Genomic DNA, 18,355 nt, shown 5'->3' with positions numbered 1-18,355 from the left:
TGGGATTTCTCCTTAAGGACGGATTTCAGTGACTGATTCGGTACACGTTGTCGCCATCTGTCCTAGTCGAGAGCCACCCGGTCATACAAATGTGATCTACATCACACCTTGTGGTGGGTGTCGCCTCGTGAGGATTACGGCTGTGTCACTTAGGGCCGTTAGGCGGGCAGGTCCATGAGACGGTGGCTTGGCCGTTCGGATAGAAGCTGACCGTCCCAGAGCCAGACTCGTCGCAGGCACCGGAGATGCTGACCGTGGCATTGCCCGTCTGGCCGCTGGCCAGCGGGGCACCCCCGCTGACTTGCACAGCCTGTGGAGCCGAACTGACTCCCCATCTCCTCACAGCTCCGCCTTCTGCGGTCACCGAGATCGTGCAGGGCTGCCCTGGAGACGCAGTGCAACCCGGCCCCACCGCGAGATGCCCGGTGGTCGGCTTGGAGCGGGTCGGGCGCGGGGCGGAGGAGTGGGTGGACGGCTTGAGCGTCTTGGACGGGGTCTGGGTCGGGGTCGGCGACGTGGAGCTGGGGGTGGGGCTCGGGGTGCTCAGCGTGGGGGTCGGGGAGTCCAGGGGGTCTTCGGAGTCGGGCGGCGAGGACGGGTCGACCACCGACGCCGACGCCCCGCCCGACGGGTCCTGCGCGGTCGTCCCGCTGGTGGGGGAGCCGCCCGACATCACGTAGAACGCCCCCGCGACGATCACGATGACGGCCGCGGCGGCGGCGAGCGCCGGCCAGAGCGCGCGGTGCCCGCGCCCTCCGGAGGCGTCCTGGACGGGCGACCCGTCGTCGGGGTAGGGCCAGCCCCACTCGTCCAGGGGTTCGGCGCGGTGCGCGATGTAGGACAGGTCCGAGGCGAGCGCGGCGTCGGTGGCGGTGGCCATCACGTGTCCGCGCAGGTCGGTGGGCATCATCGCGACCGGCAGCACCTGGAGCAGCCGCGCCGCGGGCATCGCCCCGCCGCGCCGCGAGCCGCACGTCCGGCACGTCTCGACGTGCTGGACGAGCTTGCGGACGACCTGCGGCGGCAGCGCCCGGCCGCCCTCGTCCGCGATCGCGGCGACGGTGGGGCAGTCGCCGCGCCCGGTGCGGGAGATGTTGACGGCGGCGAGCGCGTCGTCGAGGTGCGCCTTGGCCGCGCCGGTCAGGTCGGCGGCCTCCTGCGCGCCGAGGCCGAGGACGCCGCCGACCTCGAAGGTGTCCAGGCCGTGCCGCAGCATGAGGTCGAGCGCCTCGCGCTCGCGCCCGCGCAGCGCCGACAGGGCGCCGTGCACGAGCCGGCGGGTCTCCTGCCGGCGGGCGAGCTCGGCCTCGTCCAGGAAGCCGTCCTCGACCTCGGGCGCCTCGTGCCGCGCGGCGGGACGGTCGGGGTCGCGCAGCCGCCGCCGGCACTCGTTGCGGACGAGCGCGTACAGCCAGCCGCGGAACCGCTCGGGTTCGCGCAGCACGGGCACGTGCGCGTAGGCGGCGATGAGCGCGTCGTGGAGCGCCCCGGCCGCCTGCTCCTGGTCGCGCAGCAGCGCGTGGCAGTAGTCGTACAGGCGGGCCGCGTAGCGATCCATCACCTGGATGAGGGCGCTCGGATCGCCTGCGGCCAGCGACCGGGCCAGGCGCTCGTCGTCGGCGCGGTCGAGACTGGGCCAACCGGACACGGATGTCCTCCCGCGGGCAGTGTTCGGCTTCCGCGTCCGCGGCATCGGGGACGGGCCGGAAGATCGAGAAGGGGGGAGCGTGTGCTCTCCCGCCGCCGGGTGCGCCCGGCGGTCGTGTCCCCGTCACGGGCCGGGGGGAAAGCGGGTCGGAGGCCCGACGGCCCCGCTCCCCGTCGGGCCTCCACCCAGTTTGACGATCCACCGCGGCACCCGGTTGACACCGGAGGCCAGGAAAAATCAGGAACTACCTGACGCATCCGTAAGATCACCGAAAGGTGATCATCCGGTGCCGCGGACCGCCGGCCGCCGGGTCACTCGATCCGGCGGGACAGCATCTTCAGGAAGATCTTGGAGATCTCCTGCGGCGTCTGCGCGACCTGGACGTTGCCGTTGGTCGCCGCGGCGATCTGCTCCAGCTCGTTGCGGTCCACGCCCTTGCCGAACCCGATCATGTTGACCTGGATCGGCTTGTTCGGGTCCTGCATGGACTTCAGCTGCTGCAGCGTCGCCTTCAGCGTGGGGCCGCCGTCGTCGTCGTTCTTGCCGTCCGTGAGCAGCAGGATCGAGTTGCCGAACTCCGGCTTGTAGGTGTCGTTCATCTTCTTGTACGCGGCCAGCATCGTCCGGTACAGGCCGGTGTCGCCGTTCGGCTTCGGCTTCATCTGGTTGAGCGTCGACAGGACGAGCCCGCGCCGCGTGTTGGACCCGATCCGCTCGCCGAGCGGGCCGATCGGCACCGTGATCTTGTAGGGCAGGTCGCCGTTCATCTTCGTGGAGAACAGCCACTGGCCGAGCTCGGTGTCGTTCGACATCATGCTGAGCCCGCCCTGCGACACCTGCGCGATGGCCTGCAGCCGGTTGGTGTTCGGGCCGACCTTCTCCAGCATCGAGCCGGACACGTCGATCAGCGTCAGCATGCGCAGGCCGAGCGTCAGCTTCGACCACGCCTGCATGATCTTGGCGACGTCCTCGCTCTTCGGCTGCGGCAGCTGCCGCGGCTTGGCGGGGCTCACCCCGGCCGCCTGCGTGAAGCCCGCCGGCGCCTTGCTGTCGGTGGTGCGGAAGCCCAGCTCGTGGACGTCCTTGCGGGTGGCCTCGGTGGTCATCGCCTTCTCCAGCAGCCGGGCGCCCTTCTGCTTGGAGGCGTCCTTGCTGGTGACGGTGAACGGGTAGTCCATCGACAGCGTGCCCTCGATCGGGTACAGCGCCACCGCGGGCTCCGCCGGCTTCGTCCGGTTGTACTGGAAGAGGGCCTGCTCGGACGACAGCGAGATCGGCTTCTTGCCGGTCTGCCCCTTGCGGAACGCCGCGAACTCGGCCTCCACGGTGGGGACGGTGCTCTCGCGGACCGTCCGGACGATGCCGGTGAAGATCGAGTCCCGGTTGGGGTCGTTGGCCAGCAGCATGCTGGTGACCATGAGCGAGCCCATGCCCGCCGCGTTCTTCATCGGGTCGGGGACGACCAGCCGCACCGAGCCCGCCGGGATCATCTGGTTCTTCGTCACCGCGCCGCCCGCGACACCGCCGGCGGCCTTCAGCAGGTTGTCCCAGGACGGGCTCGCCGTGATGCCCTGCTTCTGCAGCTGCGCGGCGAGCGACTGCGGCAGCCCGACGACGATCGGGCTCTTCGCGATGGACGTCTTGGTGGAGATGACGCCGCTCTTGTCATCGCCCTCGGCGTCGGCCTGCGCCAGCGAGATCCACAGGGACGAGTCGGGGATCCACACGTCCGGCCGCTCGTTGGACCCGCCCGCGACGGCCTGCCCGGACAGCAGCGGCGTCACCGCGGCCGGCTCGACCTTCTTCACCGTCGCCTTGACGCACTTGCCGTCGACCTTCTGCTTGCTGTCGTTGAAGCGCCCGGCGGCCTTCTCCACGACCGGCGCGATGTCCGGCGCCGCCGCGACCGACAGGTTCATCGCGTCGTCGCCGGAGCAGCCGCCGCCGCTCTCGGCGAACGCGTAGACGCCGACGCCGAGCAGCAGCGCCAGCCCGACGGCGCCCGCCATCGGGCCGATCAGCGCGGTCGCGCTGCGCTTCTTCTTGCGGCGCCCGTACTCGTAGCCGCCGGATCCGCTGTCATAGCCGCCGGACCCGCCGCCGTAGCCACCGGACCCGCCGGACCCGCCCGATCCGCGCCCTCCGCCGGACCCCGTTCCGCCGCCGGCGCCGCCGCCGAAGAACCCGGACGGGCCGCCGTCCGAGCTCCGGATGGAGTCGTACTCGCTGTACCCGGTGCCGGCGAGCGGGGAGGACTCGGGCGCGGGCCCCTGCGGGGACGACCGCCGCGGATCACCCTGCGGGTAACCGCCGGACCTCTGCTCACCCGACGGGTAGCCGCCCGAACGCTGCTCACCTTGCGGGTAGCCGCCCGACCTCTGCTCACCCTGCGGGTATCCGCCGGATCGTCCAAGGCCGTAGCCGCCCGCGTCGGACGCGCCGCCGAAGCCGCCGGAGCCGTAGACCGGCTCCTCCGACGACTGCCGCGGCGTGAACCACTCCGGCGTCTCGCCCGAGGCGCCGGGCGGTGCGCCCTGCGGCCCCGCCGGGGGCTGGGAGAGCGGCCGGCCCTGGCCGTCCCGCGCGCCGAACCAGTCGGACGACCCGTCGTTGGCCGGACCGAAGACGGGCCTGGACGCGTCGTAGCCGCCTTCCATCCCCTCGGGGAAGTCATTGCGATGACGTCCGCTCATGGCCTGCCCTCGATTCACCAGAAACCCGCCGATGTTCCCCGGCACTGTAGTAGTACGAACCAGAGGTTACAAAGAACTCAAAACTGATAATGACGCAGGTCATCACCGTATGTCCCGACGAACCTGGCATTGCCCCCGGCCGTCACGGACTGCTACCGCGACGGTACGGATCGGCGCGGCCACGGGTTCGACGCCGACCGAATCCGGCCGCGGCGGGCGGCAGACTGGGGGTCATGGCCCACCTCGTCCCCGTCCAGGACCCCGCCGACCCGCGCCTCGCAGACTACGTGCGGCTGCGGGATGTGAACCTCCGCAAGAGCCTGGAGGCGGAGCACGGACTGTTCGTCGCCGAGGGCGAGAAGGTGATCCGCCGCGCGATCGCCGCGGGCCACCCCGTGCGCTCCCTCCTCATGGCGCGCCGCTGGGCCGACCCGCTCGCCGACGTCCTGTCCGGCCTGGACGCCCCCGTCTACGTCGTGGACGACCCCGTCATGGAGTCGATCACCGGCTTCCAGGTGCACCGCGGCGCCCTGGCGTCCCTCGAACGCCTCCCGCTGCCCCCGCTCGACGCCGTCCTGACCGGCGCGCGCCGCATCGTGATCTGCGAGGACATCGTCGACCACACCAACATCGGCGCGATCTTCCGCTGCGCCGCGGCCCTCGGCGTGGACGCCGCCGTCCTCGCCCCCCGCTGCGCCGACCCCCTCTACCGCCGCTCGATCAAGGTGTCGATGGGCGCCGTCTTCGCCCTGCCGTACGCCCGCATGACCGACTGGCACAACGACCTCTCCGCGATCCGCGACGCGGGCTTCCAACTCCTGGCCCTGACCCCGTCCCCGGACGCCGACCCCATCGACGAGGTGAAGACCGCCGACCGCCGGGCCCTGCTCCTGGGCTCGGAAGGCGACGGCCTGTCGTCCCGCTGGCTGCACGAGGCCGACCACCGCGTCCGCATCCCCATGAACGAAACAGCCCTGTCCCGCGGAGTCGACTCCCTGAACGTGGTGGCCGCAGCAGCAATAGCCTGCTACGCCCTAACCCGCACCTGACCTCCGCACGACATCTGCGCCCCCGGCAAACCGCCGTCCGCCGCCCTTGCCGACCGACCAGGCGAATTCGCCGCACACAACCCGTCCTGGTTGTGATCTGTACGCTCAGGTCGTCCCTGCCATTGACCGGGGCCGACCTCGGCCGCTGACGAGCCCGTCAGGGGAACGGCCGCGCCTCTCGGTCGAGAACGAGAGGCTCGGTCAGGTCATGAGAGCCGCACGTGTGAAAGCTCGCCGCCGCACCCGCCGCCGCATTGCTCGCCATCTGGAGCGGCCACCGAAGATTGTTAAGGCGATCGGTGTCCTTTTAGGGGCCACGGTGGGGCTGAGCGTGAGCGTCGTCGGAATGACGTTGTTGTACAACGGCGGTAGAACCGTTGCCACCGGCTCGGCCATCGTCGGTCCCTGTGCCCGTTCGCCCATCAGCGGATGGTTGATGTACAGGTGCGCCCTCGAAACCCCGGACGGCTTCCAGATCAGCACGCGCTTCATCGGGGCGGACGAGATCAAGACGGCCACGCCTCTGCACGGCAAGGTCGACTTCGAGATCCGCACGATGCCCAAAGGGAAATCGGGCCGCACGTACCTGTCGGTCGAGAAGGGGGCACCGAGGCACTCGTTCTGGTGGCAGTTGCCGGTGACCCTGCTCGCCATGGGGCTGTTCGCCGGGACGCACTTCGGATTGCTCGGCCTTCTCCGCCTCGCCGCGAAGGCGATCCGGTGACGGCCGGCCTGGTGTCGTTCCTCCTTGTTCTCCGCCCGCGGTCGGAGCAGTGCCCGCAGTGAGGAGATCGGCCACATCATGTCAGTGCAGTACCTCTGGGGAACGGTGACGAGACCGTCCTCACGGGCATTGCCGTCATGCGCCCATGCACCCGGAGTCCGGCGACCGGCTGGGGCATCTACCAGTGCCCTCTTGAGGGAGTCGAAGCCTTTTCTGGAAAGACTTGACTGCGTGGTCGGCTGCGTGGTTGCCGCCGAAAAACCGGTGGGGATATTACTTGCCGAACATGCCGCGGCGGGGGCGTCGGTGCGATCCCTTCGGGCGCTTGGCGGCCGCCACGGCCGGCATGCGTCGCTTGCCGAGGCGCAGCTGCGTCAGCAGCAGTGAGAACGCGACCAGCAGGGCGGCCAGCCAGGCGATCTGCGTGCTCGCCATTCGCTCGAACGTGATGTCCTGCGCGACGGGCGCCTTGTTGCCCTGCAACCGGCTCTGCGGGGTCACCGACCCGGGCACCGGACTCGGCGCGACCGACGGGCTCGGCGCCTGGATGGGCGGCAGCGCCACCTGCGGACTCTGGGGACCGAAGGACGAGTTGGGCGACGGCGGCACATACCCGCTCGTCCCGCCGGACGTGGAACCGCCCCCAGAACCCGACCCCCCGGAACTGCCGCTCCCACCCGTCCCGGACGACTTTGTGGGAGTGGGCGAAGCTGAGGTCTTGGTCGGCTTCGGTGTCGCTTTCGGAACGTAAGTGACGGTGACCGGCTGGGTGGCGACGACATCGAGGCCGGTCGCGCTGATGGTCACGGTGAACTTGACCTTTACGGTCTTCTTGATGTCCTTGGCGACCTTCACCGTTGAGACGACGGTGTCGCGCTGTCCGTCTGGAAGGTCTCCGACGAGGCAACCACCCGCCGGTTTGAAGGGGGGCAGGCACTCGCCGCCCAACTGCGCCGCCGCGGGCGCCACCTCGATCTTCACGACCTTGATGTCCGTCACTTCGCCGCCGACGGCCCTGATATGCGTGTTCACCTGGATGCGCTCGCCCGGGTCCGCCTTGGTGGCGATGGGGGTAACGGTGACGTCGAGCGTGGCGGGCGGCGGAGGAGTGGTCGTCGGACTTGTACTGGGGGACCCCGCATCGGACTCGGTAGGGGTGGGTGATGTCGAGGTGGAGTCGGAGGGGGGCGGTGAGGGAGGTTCGGTGGCGGCTAGGGCGGATGCGCCGCCGGTGGCGAAGATGGCCGCTGTGCCGAGGCCGATGAACACCGGTTTGACCGCCGATCGGCAGATCACTGCCGCCGCACCTCCGTCGCGTCGCCGTTGAGCGCCCGAGCCCGCTGTGTGATACCCGAGGGATCGCCTCGGGAATCAAGCGAACACGGATCTACGGGCCAAATCAAGCCCGTTCCGCATCAGATCAACTCCTCGCGGACGTCCTCGATCTCCGTGCCGGGGGCCCACGCCTGCCAGATGCCCTGGTCGATGCGGTCGAGCCCCAGACTCTCGGCGACGGGGGCCTGCCCGCCCGTGTATTCGACGCGCAGCCATGTTTCATGCTCGCCGACGATGACGAACCGCTCGCCGCGCCAGCGGCAGGTCGTCCGGACGTACCGGAGGTCCTCGATCTCGGACGCGGGGACGATGCGGCGGAACCGTCCCGGCCGCAGCTCCTCGAACCCGTCCGTCGGACCGGGCGCGTACAGCCTGACCTCGCCGTCGGCGCCGGGCGCGGCCTCGAAGTCGCGGCCGAGCCAGCGCGCGACGTACCCGTCCCGGATCACTGTGCGGCCTCCGTCCGTCCGTCCCGGCTCTCGACGCTCGGCTCGGGCCGGAGCCAGGCGAGCTGGTCGGGGTCGTACATCGCCACGAACCGCTCGGACCGGTCGCGGCCGAGGTAGTACATTTCCGCGCCGTACGGGAGCCGGACGCTGTCCACCTTGTACTCGCGGATGGATCCGGCGCTCCCCGGCGCGAACCCGCTGCCCAGGAACGGCGGCCGCTCGATGACCCAGCCGGCGTCGCCCCAGGCGGACATCTCGGCCTCGTCCCGTCCGCCGAAGGGGACCCGGTACAGGTCAGGGCAGTAGGCGGGCCACCGGATGACGTACACGCCTTCGTCCGCGGGCGAGAACGGGGAGCCGTCGTACAGCATTCCGAGCGCCTCGTACAGCTGGCCGGGCGTCTGCAGTTCGGCGACGTCACCGGTCGAGTGCACGAAACCGCCGACCCGGTCGTAGCCCTGCTCCAGGTACCAGGCGACATGCCCGTGCGGGACGACCTTCTGCATGATCGTCGGGGACGACACGCGGTCGTCCAGGTCGGACGGCAGCTGCGCCGCCTCGGGCTCCGGCCGCGGCGGCGGCAGCGGAACCTCCGGCCGCCCCGGGACCAGCCCGACCCGCAGCGCCCACTCGCTGAGCGCCCGCACCTGGTCGCCCTGCAGCGACGCCCCGATGCGCGTCCCCGGGTTGAGCAGCATCGCCCAGTCGTCCCGGGGCCACGCGCCGATGAGGCGCCGGAAGTCCGCGTACACGAACCGCGACTCGGGCAGCACCTCGCGCAGCCGCACCAGCGACGTGAACACCTGCACGGAGGACTCGCTCCGCAGCGCAGCGTCCCACCGGAACTCCCGCTGCATGGGCGTCACCTCGAGCGGCGCCTCGACCGGGATCGGGACGAGCACGTTGGCGTTGAGCAGCACCCGGAGGAACGCGTCCGAGTCGCCGTCCGACGCGGCCTCGTAAAGCTCCTGGTCGATCCGGTTCCCGGGCTCGAACGCGGGCGCCGGATCCGGCTCCTCGACGGCTCGCAGCCCTCGCGCCGAGTCGCCCGCCGCACCCGCATGCCGTCCACCGGACATGTCGGACACGGGAGCCCCGTCGTACGCGCCACCGCCAGGACGCGCCGCGAACTCGTCCGCCGTCTCACCAACAGGGCCGCCGGGCAGTTCAGACGCACCTGCGCTTCCCGTCCCGCCGTGACGTCCGCCGGCAAAGTCCTCCTGTGGCCCCCCGCTCTGCTGACCGGCCCATTCGGTGTCGCCGCCGTCCGCCGACCCGCCCGAACCGGGGATGTTCGGTACGCCGGGCATGCCGGGTTGACCGGCATCCCTGGTCTCGGTCGTCCCGGAGGTGCCGCCGCCTTGGGGTGGGGTGGCGGGCATGCCCTCACGCGGCGCGTCAGATGCGCCGGGCATGGCGGACGTGCCCGGCCGGCCGGTGTAGCCGGTCTCCGCTGGTCCGGGGCTGACGCCGCCTTGGGGTGGGAGGTTGGGGACGCCTTCATGTGACCCGCCGGAGGCGCCGGTCGGGTCGGACGCGCCGGGCCGACCGGTATCGCCGAACCCTGCCGACCCCGTGCCACTGATCGGACTCGGGCCCTGGAGGGCACCTTCGTGCGGGCCGCCGGGCGTGCCGAATCCTTCCGTGTCGCGTCCGGCAGCATCGCTGGTGAAGCCCTGCTGCGGGCCCTCGCCATGCCGGCCGAACCCGCCCGGGGCATTCAGCGCGTCTTCGCGTGGCACACCGGGTGCGCCGGTCGGGTCGGACGCGCTGGGCAGGCCGGTGTTGCCGCCCTCTGCCGGACCGGCCGGGCCCAGAGGGCTGGGCGTGCTGCCGGACCCTCCGCCGACCGGGCCTGGGATGCTCTGGGCGCCTTCGGGGGGAAGGCCGGGTGCGCCATGCGGTCCCTCGGCGATGGGGCCCGGGATACCCGTGTCGCCCAAGAGGCGCTCGTGCGGCATCCCTGCGGGCTGGCCGGACCCGTGACCACCGGCCAGGCCGGGAACGTCGTGGGGTGTTTCGCCCGGACGGGCGCCGGTCTCGCGTCCCGAATCTGGCATCTCCGGCGGCGCTCCCGTGCTGCCAGGCACGGGTCCAGCCTCGGCCCCTGGGGCTGTGTTGGCTGAGCCGGTTCCTTCAAGGCTGCCTTCAGCGGCCAGGCCGGGAAGGCTGTGGGGCGTTTCGTCAGGACGCGCGCCGGTCTCACGTCCCGCACCCGGCGTCTCGGGCGTGCCCGTGCCGCCATGTGCGGAGCCAGCCTCGGGACCTGGGGCTGGGGCGGCTGCGTCGGTTCGCTCAAGGCCGCGGCCGCCGCTCAGGCCGGCGATGCCTTCGTGCGGGGAGGTGGACTGCTCGGTGCCCGTGGCGTCGTGCGTGCCTTCTTGCGGAGTGCCGGGCATGCCGGACGACAGGGGTGCGCCGTGCGGGCTCTCGACGGTGCCGCCCGCCGACTCGTGGCTCGTGCCGAGGTTCCCGAGAGGAGCTTCGCCTGTGGGGGGTGCCGGGACGCCTGCGATACCCGGCGACGGCGGGACGGCGTGGGGGGCCGCGCTGGTTTCCTCCAGGCCGTGCCCGCCGCCAGTGGCCGCGTGCGGCAAGTCCTGGTTCGCGCCGGGTGTGCCCTCGTTCGCGGGGACGCTCGGTGCCCCGGCAATGCCCGCGCTCCCCATGCTCGCCGGGTCCGCGTAGGGGGCGGTGGGGCGGCTCGGGTCGGGGACGGGTCCGGTGGCTTCGTGCGGGCCCTCGGCGGTGGGTGCCGCGTACTCGTGGTCGGGGGCCGGAGCCGAGTGGCGGCCGGGAGCCTTCTCCGGCGGGACGGCCGGCGCCACCGGAACCGCAGGCGCCTCCGGAGGCGGCGGCGTGGACGCCGACGGCGGCGTCGCCGGCCCGCGGAGGGTGCGGAGCTGGTCCGCCGGCATCGAGGCGTCGATGGGCGTGCCCGGGTTGAGGACGAGCGTCCAGTCGGCGTCGGGCCAGGCCGCGACCATCTCGTGCAGGCTCGGCATGATGAAGCGGGACGACCCGATCGCCTCGTTCATCCACTTCAGCGACGTGAACACCTGGATGGACGTCCGCCCGTGGATGGGCACGGGCCGCCACGGGAAGTCGGAGTCGCCGGGCACGATGCCCCAGGGCGTGTCCGCGTCGGCGGGCACCAGGACCTGGGCGCCGAGGAGCGTCTTGTAGAAGGCGTCGGTGTCGCGGCGGCGGGCCACGTCGAAGAGGCGCTGCTCGACGTCGTTCTGCGGTTCGAAGTGGTCCGTCATGCGCTGCGCGGCGCGCTGGTCGGCCCAGGTCGCGAGGCCCGGGAGCTGCTGCGCGAGGACGGTGCCGCCCGCCGGCGAGCCCGAGTTGATCGCGAGCAGCCAGTCGTGGTTCGGCCAGTAGCGCAGCGCGACCGTGAACGGCAGCTTGATGTACTCGGTACCGGCGCCGGACGCTTCGAGGAGCCGCTCCGGGGACGTGAACACCGGCACGACCGTGGAGCCGTCGACCTCCCGCGTCTGCCAGGGGAAACCGGGCCGGCCGGGACGCAGCGCGAAGTCCATGTCGTCCGGGACGGGCAGCAGGACGTCGGTGTCCGCGAGCGTCTGCAGGAACAGGTCGTGGTCGTTGTTGGCGGCGGCGCGCAGCAGTTCGCGCTCGACGTCGTTCGCGGGCTGGAACTCCGGGCGCGGCGACTGCCGGGGCAGGTCGCGGTGCTGGTCGCGGAGCTCCTCCCAGGCGGCGGGCGTCCGGCCGACCTGCGGCGGGCGTCCGTCGCCGTCGGCGACCTGGCGGACGAACCAGGCCGGCATCCGCGCCTCGATGGGCAGCACCGCGCCGACGCCGTGGGCGGGCGCGTCGATGGCGAGCCACCAGCGGGCGTCCGGCCAGGTCTCCGCGATGTCACCGAACCGGACCGTCATGAAGTGCTGGTAGGACGGCCCGAGGCACGCGCGCATCGCCGACGCCGACGTGTAGACCAGGACGTGGACGCGCCCGTCCTCCTCCTGGGTCGGCCAGGACGGCTGCGTCTCGTTCGCGAGCACGCCGTCCACCAGTTCGGGCGGGACGGGGACGACGAGTTCGCTGTCCGCGAGGAGGCGGAAGTAGCTCTCCTGGTCCCCGGCCCGTACGGTCTCCTGCAGTCGGTGTTCCAGCTCCGACGTGGGTCGCCACGCGTCGGCCACGGTCGCCACCCCCTGTTTCCTCCGTGCTCGTCCCCGCGCGACTGCCTACGCTACATGGGCGAACAGGACCAAAGAGCATAATCGCCTGCCCGCGCGCGGGTGTTCGCAGGTCAGCGCGCCGCCAGCCCGGCGAGGGCGGTGAGCAGCCGGTCGATGTGCTCCTCGCTCGTCCCGATGCCGAGACTGGCGCGGACGGCGGTGTCCCCGCCCGCCAGGTGGCGGACGAAGGGGTGGGCGCAGAACCGCCCGTCCCGCACGCCGATGCCGTGCTCCTCCGACAGGGTAAGCGCCACGTCGCGCGCGTTCCAGCCGTCCACGGTGAACGACACGATCCCGACGCGCGGCGCCCGGCCGCCCCACAATGAGAGTTCCCGCACGTGCGGGAGGGCGGCGAGCCCGGTCCGGAGGCGTTCGACCAGTTCCTCCTCGCGGGCGGCGAGGTCCTTCCAGGCGGCGGAGAGGGCGTCGCAGGCGGCGGCCAGCGCGATGGCGCCGAGGACGTTCGGCGAGCCCGCCTCGTGCCGCTGCTCCGCGGACGCCGCCCACCGGGTCGTCGCGCCGACCGACGCGCTCGCCCCGCCGCCCTTCAGGTAGGGCTCGGCGGCGCGCAGCCAGTCGGCGCGTCCGGCGAGCACGCCGGCGCCGAACGGCGCGTACAGCTTGTGGCCGGAGAACGCGACGTAGTCCAGGCCGAGCGCGGTCATGTCGAGCGGGCGGTGCGGGACGAGCTGCGCCGCGTCCACCGCGATGCGGGCGCCGTGCCGGTGCGCGACCCGCGCCAGCTCCTCGACGGGCCACAGCTCGCCGGTGACGTTGGACGCGGCGGTGACGACGAGCAGCCGCGACCCGATCGGGCACGCGCGCAGCGCGCGGTCGGCGGCGGCGACCGCCTCGGCCGGGGTGGCGGGCGCGGGCAGCCGGACGGCGCGCTTCCACGGCAGCAGGGACGCGTGGTGCTCGGTCTCGAACACGACGACGCTCGTCCCGGCGGGCACGGCGCGGGCCAGCAGGTTCATGGAGTCGGTGGTGTTGCGGGTGAACACGACCGCCGACCGCCGCCACGCGCCGAGGAACGAGCGGACGGTCTCCCGCGCCTGCTCGTACGCGCCGGTCGTGACCTGGGACGCGTACCCCGCCCCGCGGTGGACGCTGCTGTAGTACGGCAGCGCGCGGGTGACGGCCTCCTGCACCGCCTCCAGGCAGGGCGCGCTCGCGGCGTAGTCGAAGTTGGCGTACGGGACGTGGCCGCCGTCGCGCAGCGGCACCGGGGCGTCCGCCCCGACGACGCGCGGGATCCGGCGAACCCGGACCCCCTCGGGGCGCGTCACAGCAGGCGTGATGGGGGAGCGGGCGAGCAGCGTGGGCATACCGGGACCTTCCGGGTCAGGGACCCCGGAGGACAGGTCGGGATCCGCGCTTGCCGGAACGCGGTGCCGCGTCCGGCCAGGTCCTCACCCGGGGCACCCCATCGCGGACGAAGGGTTGCCGGCCAGCAAGCCGGGGCTTGACGCTGGCGCTCATGACCTTGTGCGGAATTATATGCGGGTCCGATCGGGGATCAAGCGGGAGGGTGCGATGCGGTACGGGGCGGTTCGGGCGCTGGCCGGGAGCGTGGTGGTGCTCGGCACCCTGAGCGGGTGCGGGGTCCTGAGCGGCAATTCGGGCCAGGTGTGCACCGACACGAAGAAGGCGTTCCAGCAGTACATCACGCAGGTCAGGAGCATCCCGGCGGCCGAGCCCGCGCGGTGGCGGCAGCCGACCGAGCAGCTGGCGGGACGGCTGGACGGGCTCGCGAAGAAGGCCGACGACGACGATCTGAAGAAGGCGCTGAAGGGCGAGGCGGACAAGCTGCGCGCCGCCGCCGCACCCGTCGGCACCGGCGACGTCTCCCAGCTCAACACCGTGATGAAGGAGACACCGGCCACCATCGGCAAAGCCTGCGACTAGGCTCCGCCGCCGCGCGACCGCGAAGCCCGCCGACGCCGCGCGGCCCCCCCGAACGCGAGGGCCGCGCGGCTCTGGAGCACTACTCGGCGGCCTCGGCCCGGAGGCCGCGCCGGGACTCAGCCGGTGGAGCCGATGCGGGCGCCTCCACCGTCGCCGGTGCCGCCGCCGTCGCCTCCGCCGGTGCCGCCGCCGTCGCCACCGCCACCGCCGCCGGGGTCGTCACCGCCCCCGCCGCCGCCTCCGCCGCCCCCGCCGTCCGGAGGCTGGATGATGGTCGGCAGCCCGGTCGGCGGAGTCGGGATGTCCGGCTCCTCCGTGTCCGGCGGCGGACCGGACGGGCCCTCCGTGCGCGGCGGCTCCGTCTGGCCCGGCGTGCTCGGCCCCGTCGGACGCCCGTAGCCGCCGCCCGGCCGCTCCGACGGCGACCCGAACGACTTGGGCGCGTAGTCCTTGATGTCGACGGCGTCCGTCATGTACGTCCGCCAGATCTGCGCGGGCAGTTGCCCGCCGTACGCGCCGTAGCCGGGGATGTTCAGCGGCTTGCCGTCGCTGCGGAACATCGCGACCGACGTCGCCATCTGCGGGATGAACCCGTTGAACCAGATCGCCTTGCCCTTGTCGGTCGTGCCGGTCTTGCCCGCGACGTCGCGGCCGTCCGGGAGCTGGGCGTTCGTCCCGGTGCCGCCCTGCACGACCTTCTGCATCGCGTAGGTCGCGTCCCGGGCGTTCTGCGCGCTCAGCGCCCGGTTGCCCTTCTCGGTGAACGTGCGCTTGTGGTTCTCGTTGTCGGTGACGGACTTCACCACGAACGGCGTCCGGTGCATGCCCTCGTCCGCGAACGTCGCGTACACGCCCGCCTGCTGGACGGGGTGCAGCGACACGATCCCCAGCGGGAACGTGGCGGCGCTGCGCTGGTCCTTGGTCATCTGCGACGCGGGGATGCCCATCTTCTCGGCCATCTCGGCGATCTTGTCGTTGCCGATGTCCTGGCCGAGGTTGACGTAGGCCGTGTTGATCGAGTGCTGGGTGGCGGTGACGAGGTTCACCATGCCGAAGCTCTCGTTGCTGTCGTTGCGGATGGACGACCCGGCGAACGTCTGCGGCGAGCTGCCGTCGTAGGTGCTGCTGAGCGACCGGCCGTCCTGCAGCGCGGCGGCGAGCGCGATCGGCTTGAACCCCGACCCGGCCTGCGCGTGGTCGCCGAACGCGCTGCTCAGCGCCTCCTCCAGGTAGCCCCGGCCGCCGTAGAAGGCGAGCACCTGCCCGGTGTCCGGATCGACCGACACGGCCCCGGTGCGGATCTTCTTGCTCATCCCGTCCGGGGTGTTCTGTGTCACGGCCCGCTTCATCGCGTCCATCAGCCGCTTGTCGAACGTCGTGGTGATCTTCAGCCCGCTGCGGTTGATCTCGTCCTCGCTGTAGCCGCGGCGGTCGGTCAGCTCCTTCTTGGCCACATTGACCATGTAGCCCTTCTGGCCCTTGAGGACGTCGGTGATCTTCTGCTTGTCCGGGACGGGGAACGTCATCGCCGCCGCCTCGGCCGGCGTCAGGTACTTGTCCCGCACCATGTTCGCCAGGACGGAGCGCCAGCGCTGCTCGGCGGGGGCGCGCTGCGCGCCGGTCGGGTCGGAGAAGTTGCTCGGCTGCTGGATCGCCGCCGCGAGGTAGGCGCCCTCGGCCGGCGTCAGCTGCGAGATGTCCTTGTCGTAGTAGGCGTGCGCGGCGGCCTGCACCCCGTAGGCGTTGCGCCCGAAGTAGATCGTGTTGAGGTACTGCTCCAGGATCCAGTCCTTGGACTTCTCCCGGTCGACCTTCAGCGCGACCATGATCTCCTTGAGCTTGCGGGTGACCGAGCGCTCCTTGCCGATGCCGCCGTAGTAGTTGCGGACCATCTGCTGCGTGATCGTCGACCCGCCCTGCAACTGCTGCCCGGTCACCGTCGACCAGAACGCCCGCGTCGTGCCCTGCACCGAGACGCCCGGGTCGTCGTAGAAGCTGCCGTTCTCCGCCGCGATGACCGCGTTGCGGGTGCTCTCGGGGACGCGGTCGAGGTCGACGGCGTCCCGGTTGATGCCGGTCTTGGCGATCTGCGTCTTGCCGTCGGAGTAGTAGAACGTCGGCCCCTGCGCGATCGCCTTCTCCTGCGGGGACGGGACCGGGGTGAACAGGTAGGCGACGCCGAACGCGGCGACGACGAAGCCGACCAGCCCGAGCAGCACGAACAGCGTCCGGCGGAGCCAGCGCGACCGGCGGCTCCGCGGCCGCTTCCCGGGGTCGCCGCCGCGCCCCCCGCCGCCCCCGCCGCCGCGGCCTCCGCCGCCGTCGTTTCCGGACGGCGGCGATCCAGCGTGCTCGGACGAGGCGGCGGGCATGGTCTTGGTATCTCCGGTGCCCGGCGCTCCGACACCATCGGACCCCGGCTGGTCTGCGACATCGCCCGGCTCGCCCGGTTCATCCGCCTTGGCGGACCCGCCGTCGCCGCCGGAGGCGTCCTTCGCGGACGATTCGGCGCCGGACGCGTCGGGGAGTGCGGCTTCGGCGGCCGTTTCGGCGGGCGGCGATTCGGCGGCGGCGCCGGCGGAGTCCGGTGCTTCGCGGCCCTTGTCGCCGTTCTGTGATTTGTCGTCCCCGTCCGGGAATTCGGCATCCCGGACGGATTCTTCGGTCTCCGCGGTCAGCGTGCCGGTCGCCGGACCGTCCGTGCCGGCCGGTGCCCCGGCCTCGGTGTCATGCCGGTCCACCTCGGCGGGCCCGGCGGGCGCGTCGCCCTCCGGGACCTTTTCGCTGTCGCTCACAAGCCCCCCGTGAATAATGCGCTACCGACGATACCTGAGGGGATACGTGCGCCGGCCGCCCAATGCGCAACCCCATGGCTTCCCAATAGAGGACGGGCAATCCGTCCCGCCGGTTGTCGTGACGGACGTCGCAACACCGACTTTTCCGCGAAACGGGCGATGCCGCCGCGGACGCGTCGCGGGCACGCCGCCGGCGCCGAGGCCGACGCCGAGCGGCGGGGCCCTCACCGGAACCCCGCCGCTCGAACGTCGTCCTCAGGCGATCCCGCCCGCGCGGCCGTGCCGCGCCCGGCTCACTTCTCGATCTTCGCGAGGATGTCCACGACGAACACCAGGGTGTCGTCGCCCTTGATCTTGGGCGGGCTGCCCTGCTTGCCGTAGCCCTCCGCGGGCGGCAGGACGAGCAGGACGCGGCTGCCGACCTTCGCGCCGGTCAGGCCCTTGTCGAAGCCGGGGATCGTCGCGCCGGTCCCGATCGGGAAGTTCACCGGCTGCTTGTTGTCCCAGCTGGAGTCGAACTTGTCGCCGCTCTTCCAGATCTTGCCGACGTAGTTCACGATCGCGTCGTCGCCCTTGGCGAGCGCCGGGCCGTTGCCCTGGACGAGGGTCTTGACCTGCAGCTTGTCCGGCGCGTCCGCGTCCGGGATCGTGATCTTGGGCTCCTTGGCGCCCTTGTCCTCGACCTTCGGCAGGTTCTTGTCGTCCAGCTTCTGCGGGGTGCCCTCCGGCTTCGGGTCCTTCGGGACGGCGGCCTGGATGTCCATGACGAACACCACCGCGTCCTTGTCGGTGATCTGCTGCGGGCTCAGCTGGCTGAGGTCCTTGGACGGCGGGAGCTGCAGCACCACGCGGCTGCCGACGGTCTTGCCGACCAGGTTCTTGTCGATCTCCTTCAGCCCGCTCTTGCCGAGGACGAGGGGCCGCGGTCCGCCCGGCTGCTGGGCCTGCTGCTCCCAGGTGGAGCTGACCTTCTCGCTCGTGCTCTTGACGCGCGAGTTCTCCTCGTCCTTGTCCTTGGCCCACTTGTAGGTGGCGAACGAGACGTAGGCGGTGTCGCCGTCGGCGAGCGCGCGGCCGGTCCCCTTGATCGGGGTGGTCACCTTCAGCGTCCGGGTCGGCGCGAGCTTGGTGGGGATCTCGACCTTCGGCTCGGCCGCGAACTTGCCGGTCACCTCGATCACCGGATCGGGGCGGTTGACCCACCAGTACACGCCGCCGGAGACCGCCAGCGCCGCCACCACGATCCCGGCGATCACCATCAGCCGCCGCTTGCGCGCCTGCTTGGCGGTCAGCGCGGACGGGGCGGACGGCCGGTTCAGCCCGCTGCCGCGCCCCGCGCTGATGCCGTGCGGGGTGAACTCGGGGCTGCGGATGCTCTGGGCGTTCGGGATCTTCGCCTTCGCCTTGACCGCCGGCTTGCCCCGGGGCTTGTCATCCTCGGACATGGTTCCTCACTTGCTCCGGGTTAGACGACATCACGAACGTGACCACCCTTCCAGGGCCGGGCTAAGCACAGCGTGAAAACCGTGTAAAGGAGGCCGAC

11 protein-coding genes and 1 riboswitch are annotated in these 18,355 nt (G+C 71.8%); of the genes, 3 read left to right on the top strand and 8 right to left on the bottom strand.

From position 1 onward, the window contains the following. Nucleotides 1-145 precede the first annotated feature (145 nt). Both ABFX46_RS00160 and ABFX46_RS00155 read right to left on the bottom strand, forming a co-directional pair. A complete protein-coding gene (locus ABFX46_RS00160) occupies nt 146-1,648 on the bottom strand; it encodes an RNA polymerase sigma factor (RefSeq protein ID WP_346039263.1) in 1,503 nt (500 codons plus the stop codon). A gap of 311 nt (nt 1,649-1,959) precedes the next feature. Beyond that, nucleotides 1,960-4,341 (bottom strand): substrate-binding domain-containing protein, encoded by a 2,382-nt coding sequence (locus tag ABFX46_RS00155; protein ID WP_346039262.1) that lies wholly within the window; start codon nt 4,339-4,341, stop codon nt 1,960-1,962. A gap of 233 nt (nt 4,342-4,574) precedes the next feature. On the opposite strand from ABFX46_RS00155, the gene ABFX46_RS00150 reads away from it, so the two are divergent. After that, nucleotides 4,575-5,390 carry a TrmH family RNA methyltransferase gene (locus tag ABFX46_RS00150; RefSeq protein ID WP_346039261.1) on the top strand — a complete coding sequence of 272 codons (816 nt, stop codon included), beginning with the start codon at nt 4,575-4,577 and terminating at the stop codon, nt 5,388-5,390. Nucleotides 5,391-5,721: 331 nt separating this feature from the next. Further along, nucleotides 5,722-6,114: a hypothetical protein gene (locus ABFX46_RS00145; RefSeq protein WP_346039260.1), complete on the top strand. Its 393-nt coding sequence runs from the start codon at nt 5,722-5,724 to the stop codon at nt 6,112-6,114. Nucleotides 6,115-6,387: 273 nt separating this feature from the next. On the opposite strand, the gene ABFX46_RS00140 is transcribed toward ABFX46_RS00145, so the two are convergent. The 4 genes from ABFX46_RS00140 to ABFX46_RS00125 all read right to left on the bottom strand — a co-directional run bounded on the left by ABFX46_RS00140 (nt 6,388) and on the right by ABFX46_RS00125 (nt 13,437). Beyond that, the gene (locus ABFX46_RS00140) at nt 6,388-7,410 is read right to left on the bottom strand and encodes a hypothetical protein (RefSeq protein ID WP_346039259.1); all 1,023 of its coding nucleotides are present in this window, start codon (nt 7,408-7,410) and stop codon (nt 6,388-6,390) included. 119 nt (nt 7,411-7,529) lie between these two features. Further along, nucleotides 7,530-7,898, bottom strand: coding sequence for a hypothetical protein (locus ABFX46_RS00135; RefSeq protein WP_346039258.1), 369 nt, complete (start codon nt 7,896-7,898; stop codon nt 7,530-7,532). After that, entirely contained in the window at nt 7,895-12,079 is a 4,185-nt protein-coding gene (locus ABFX46_RS00130) for an SseB family protein (protein ID WP_346039257.1), read from the bottom strand. Before ABFX46_RS00130 ends, ABFX46_RS00135 begins: the two co-directional genes overlap by 4 nt. A 101-nt stretch (nt 12,080-12,180) precedes the next feature. Then, nucleotides 12,181-13,437 (bottom strand): aminotransferase class V-fold PLP-dependent enzyme, encoded by a 1,257-nt coding sequence (locus tag ABFX46_RS00125; RefSeq protein WP_346039256.1) that lies wholly within the window; start codon nt 13,435-13,437, stop codon nt 12,181-12,183. A 41-nt stretch (nt 13,438-13,478) separates the two neighbouring features. Then, nucleotides 13,479-13,595, bottom strand: a riboswitch (SAM riboswitch). 50 nt (nt 13,596-13,645) lie between these two features. Here ABFX46_RS00125 and ABFX46_RS00120 point away from each other — a divergent pair. Continuing rightward, nucleotides 13,646-14,017 (top strand): hypothetical protein, encoded by a 372-nt coding sequence (locus ABFX46_RS00120; protein WP_346039255.1) that lies wholly within the window; start codon nt 13,646-13,648, stop codon nt 14,015-14,017. 116 nt (nt 14,018-14,133) lie between these two features. Here ABFX46_RS00120 and ABFX46_RS00115 read toward each other — a convergent pair whose 3' ends face one another. Both ABFX46_RS00115 and ABFX46_RS00110 read right to left on the bottom strand, forming a co-directional pair. After that, nucleotides 14,134-16,812: a transglycosylase domain-containing protein gene (locus tag ABFX46_RS00115; protein ID WP_346039254.1), complete on the bottom strand. Its 2,679-nt coding sequence runs from the start codon at nt 16,810-16,812 to the stop codon at nt 14,134-14,136. A 293-nt stretch (nt 16,813-17,105) separates the two neighbouring features. After that, entirely contained in the window at nt 17,106-18,257 is a 1,152-nt protein-coding gene (locus tag ABFX46_RS00110; protein ID WP_346039253.1) for an FKBP-type peptidyl-prolyl cis-trans isomerase, read from the bottom strand. Nucleotides 18,258-18,355 lie beyond the last annotated feature (98 nt).

Origin of the sequence: Actinomadura chokoriensis (assembly GCF_039529475.1) — a bacterium.
GTDB lineage: Bacteria > Actinomycetota > Actinomycetes > Streptosporangiales > Streptosporangiaceae > Spirillospora > Spirillospora bangladeshensis.
Note: the sequence above shows the minus strand (reverse complement) of the source record. Positions and strands in the feature narration are given on the sequence as shown.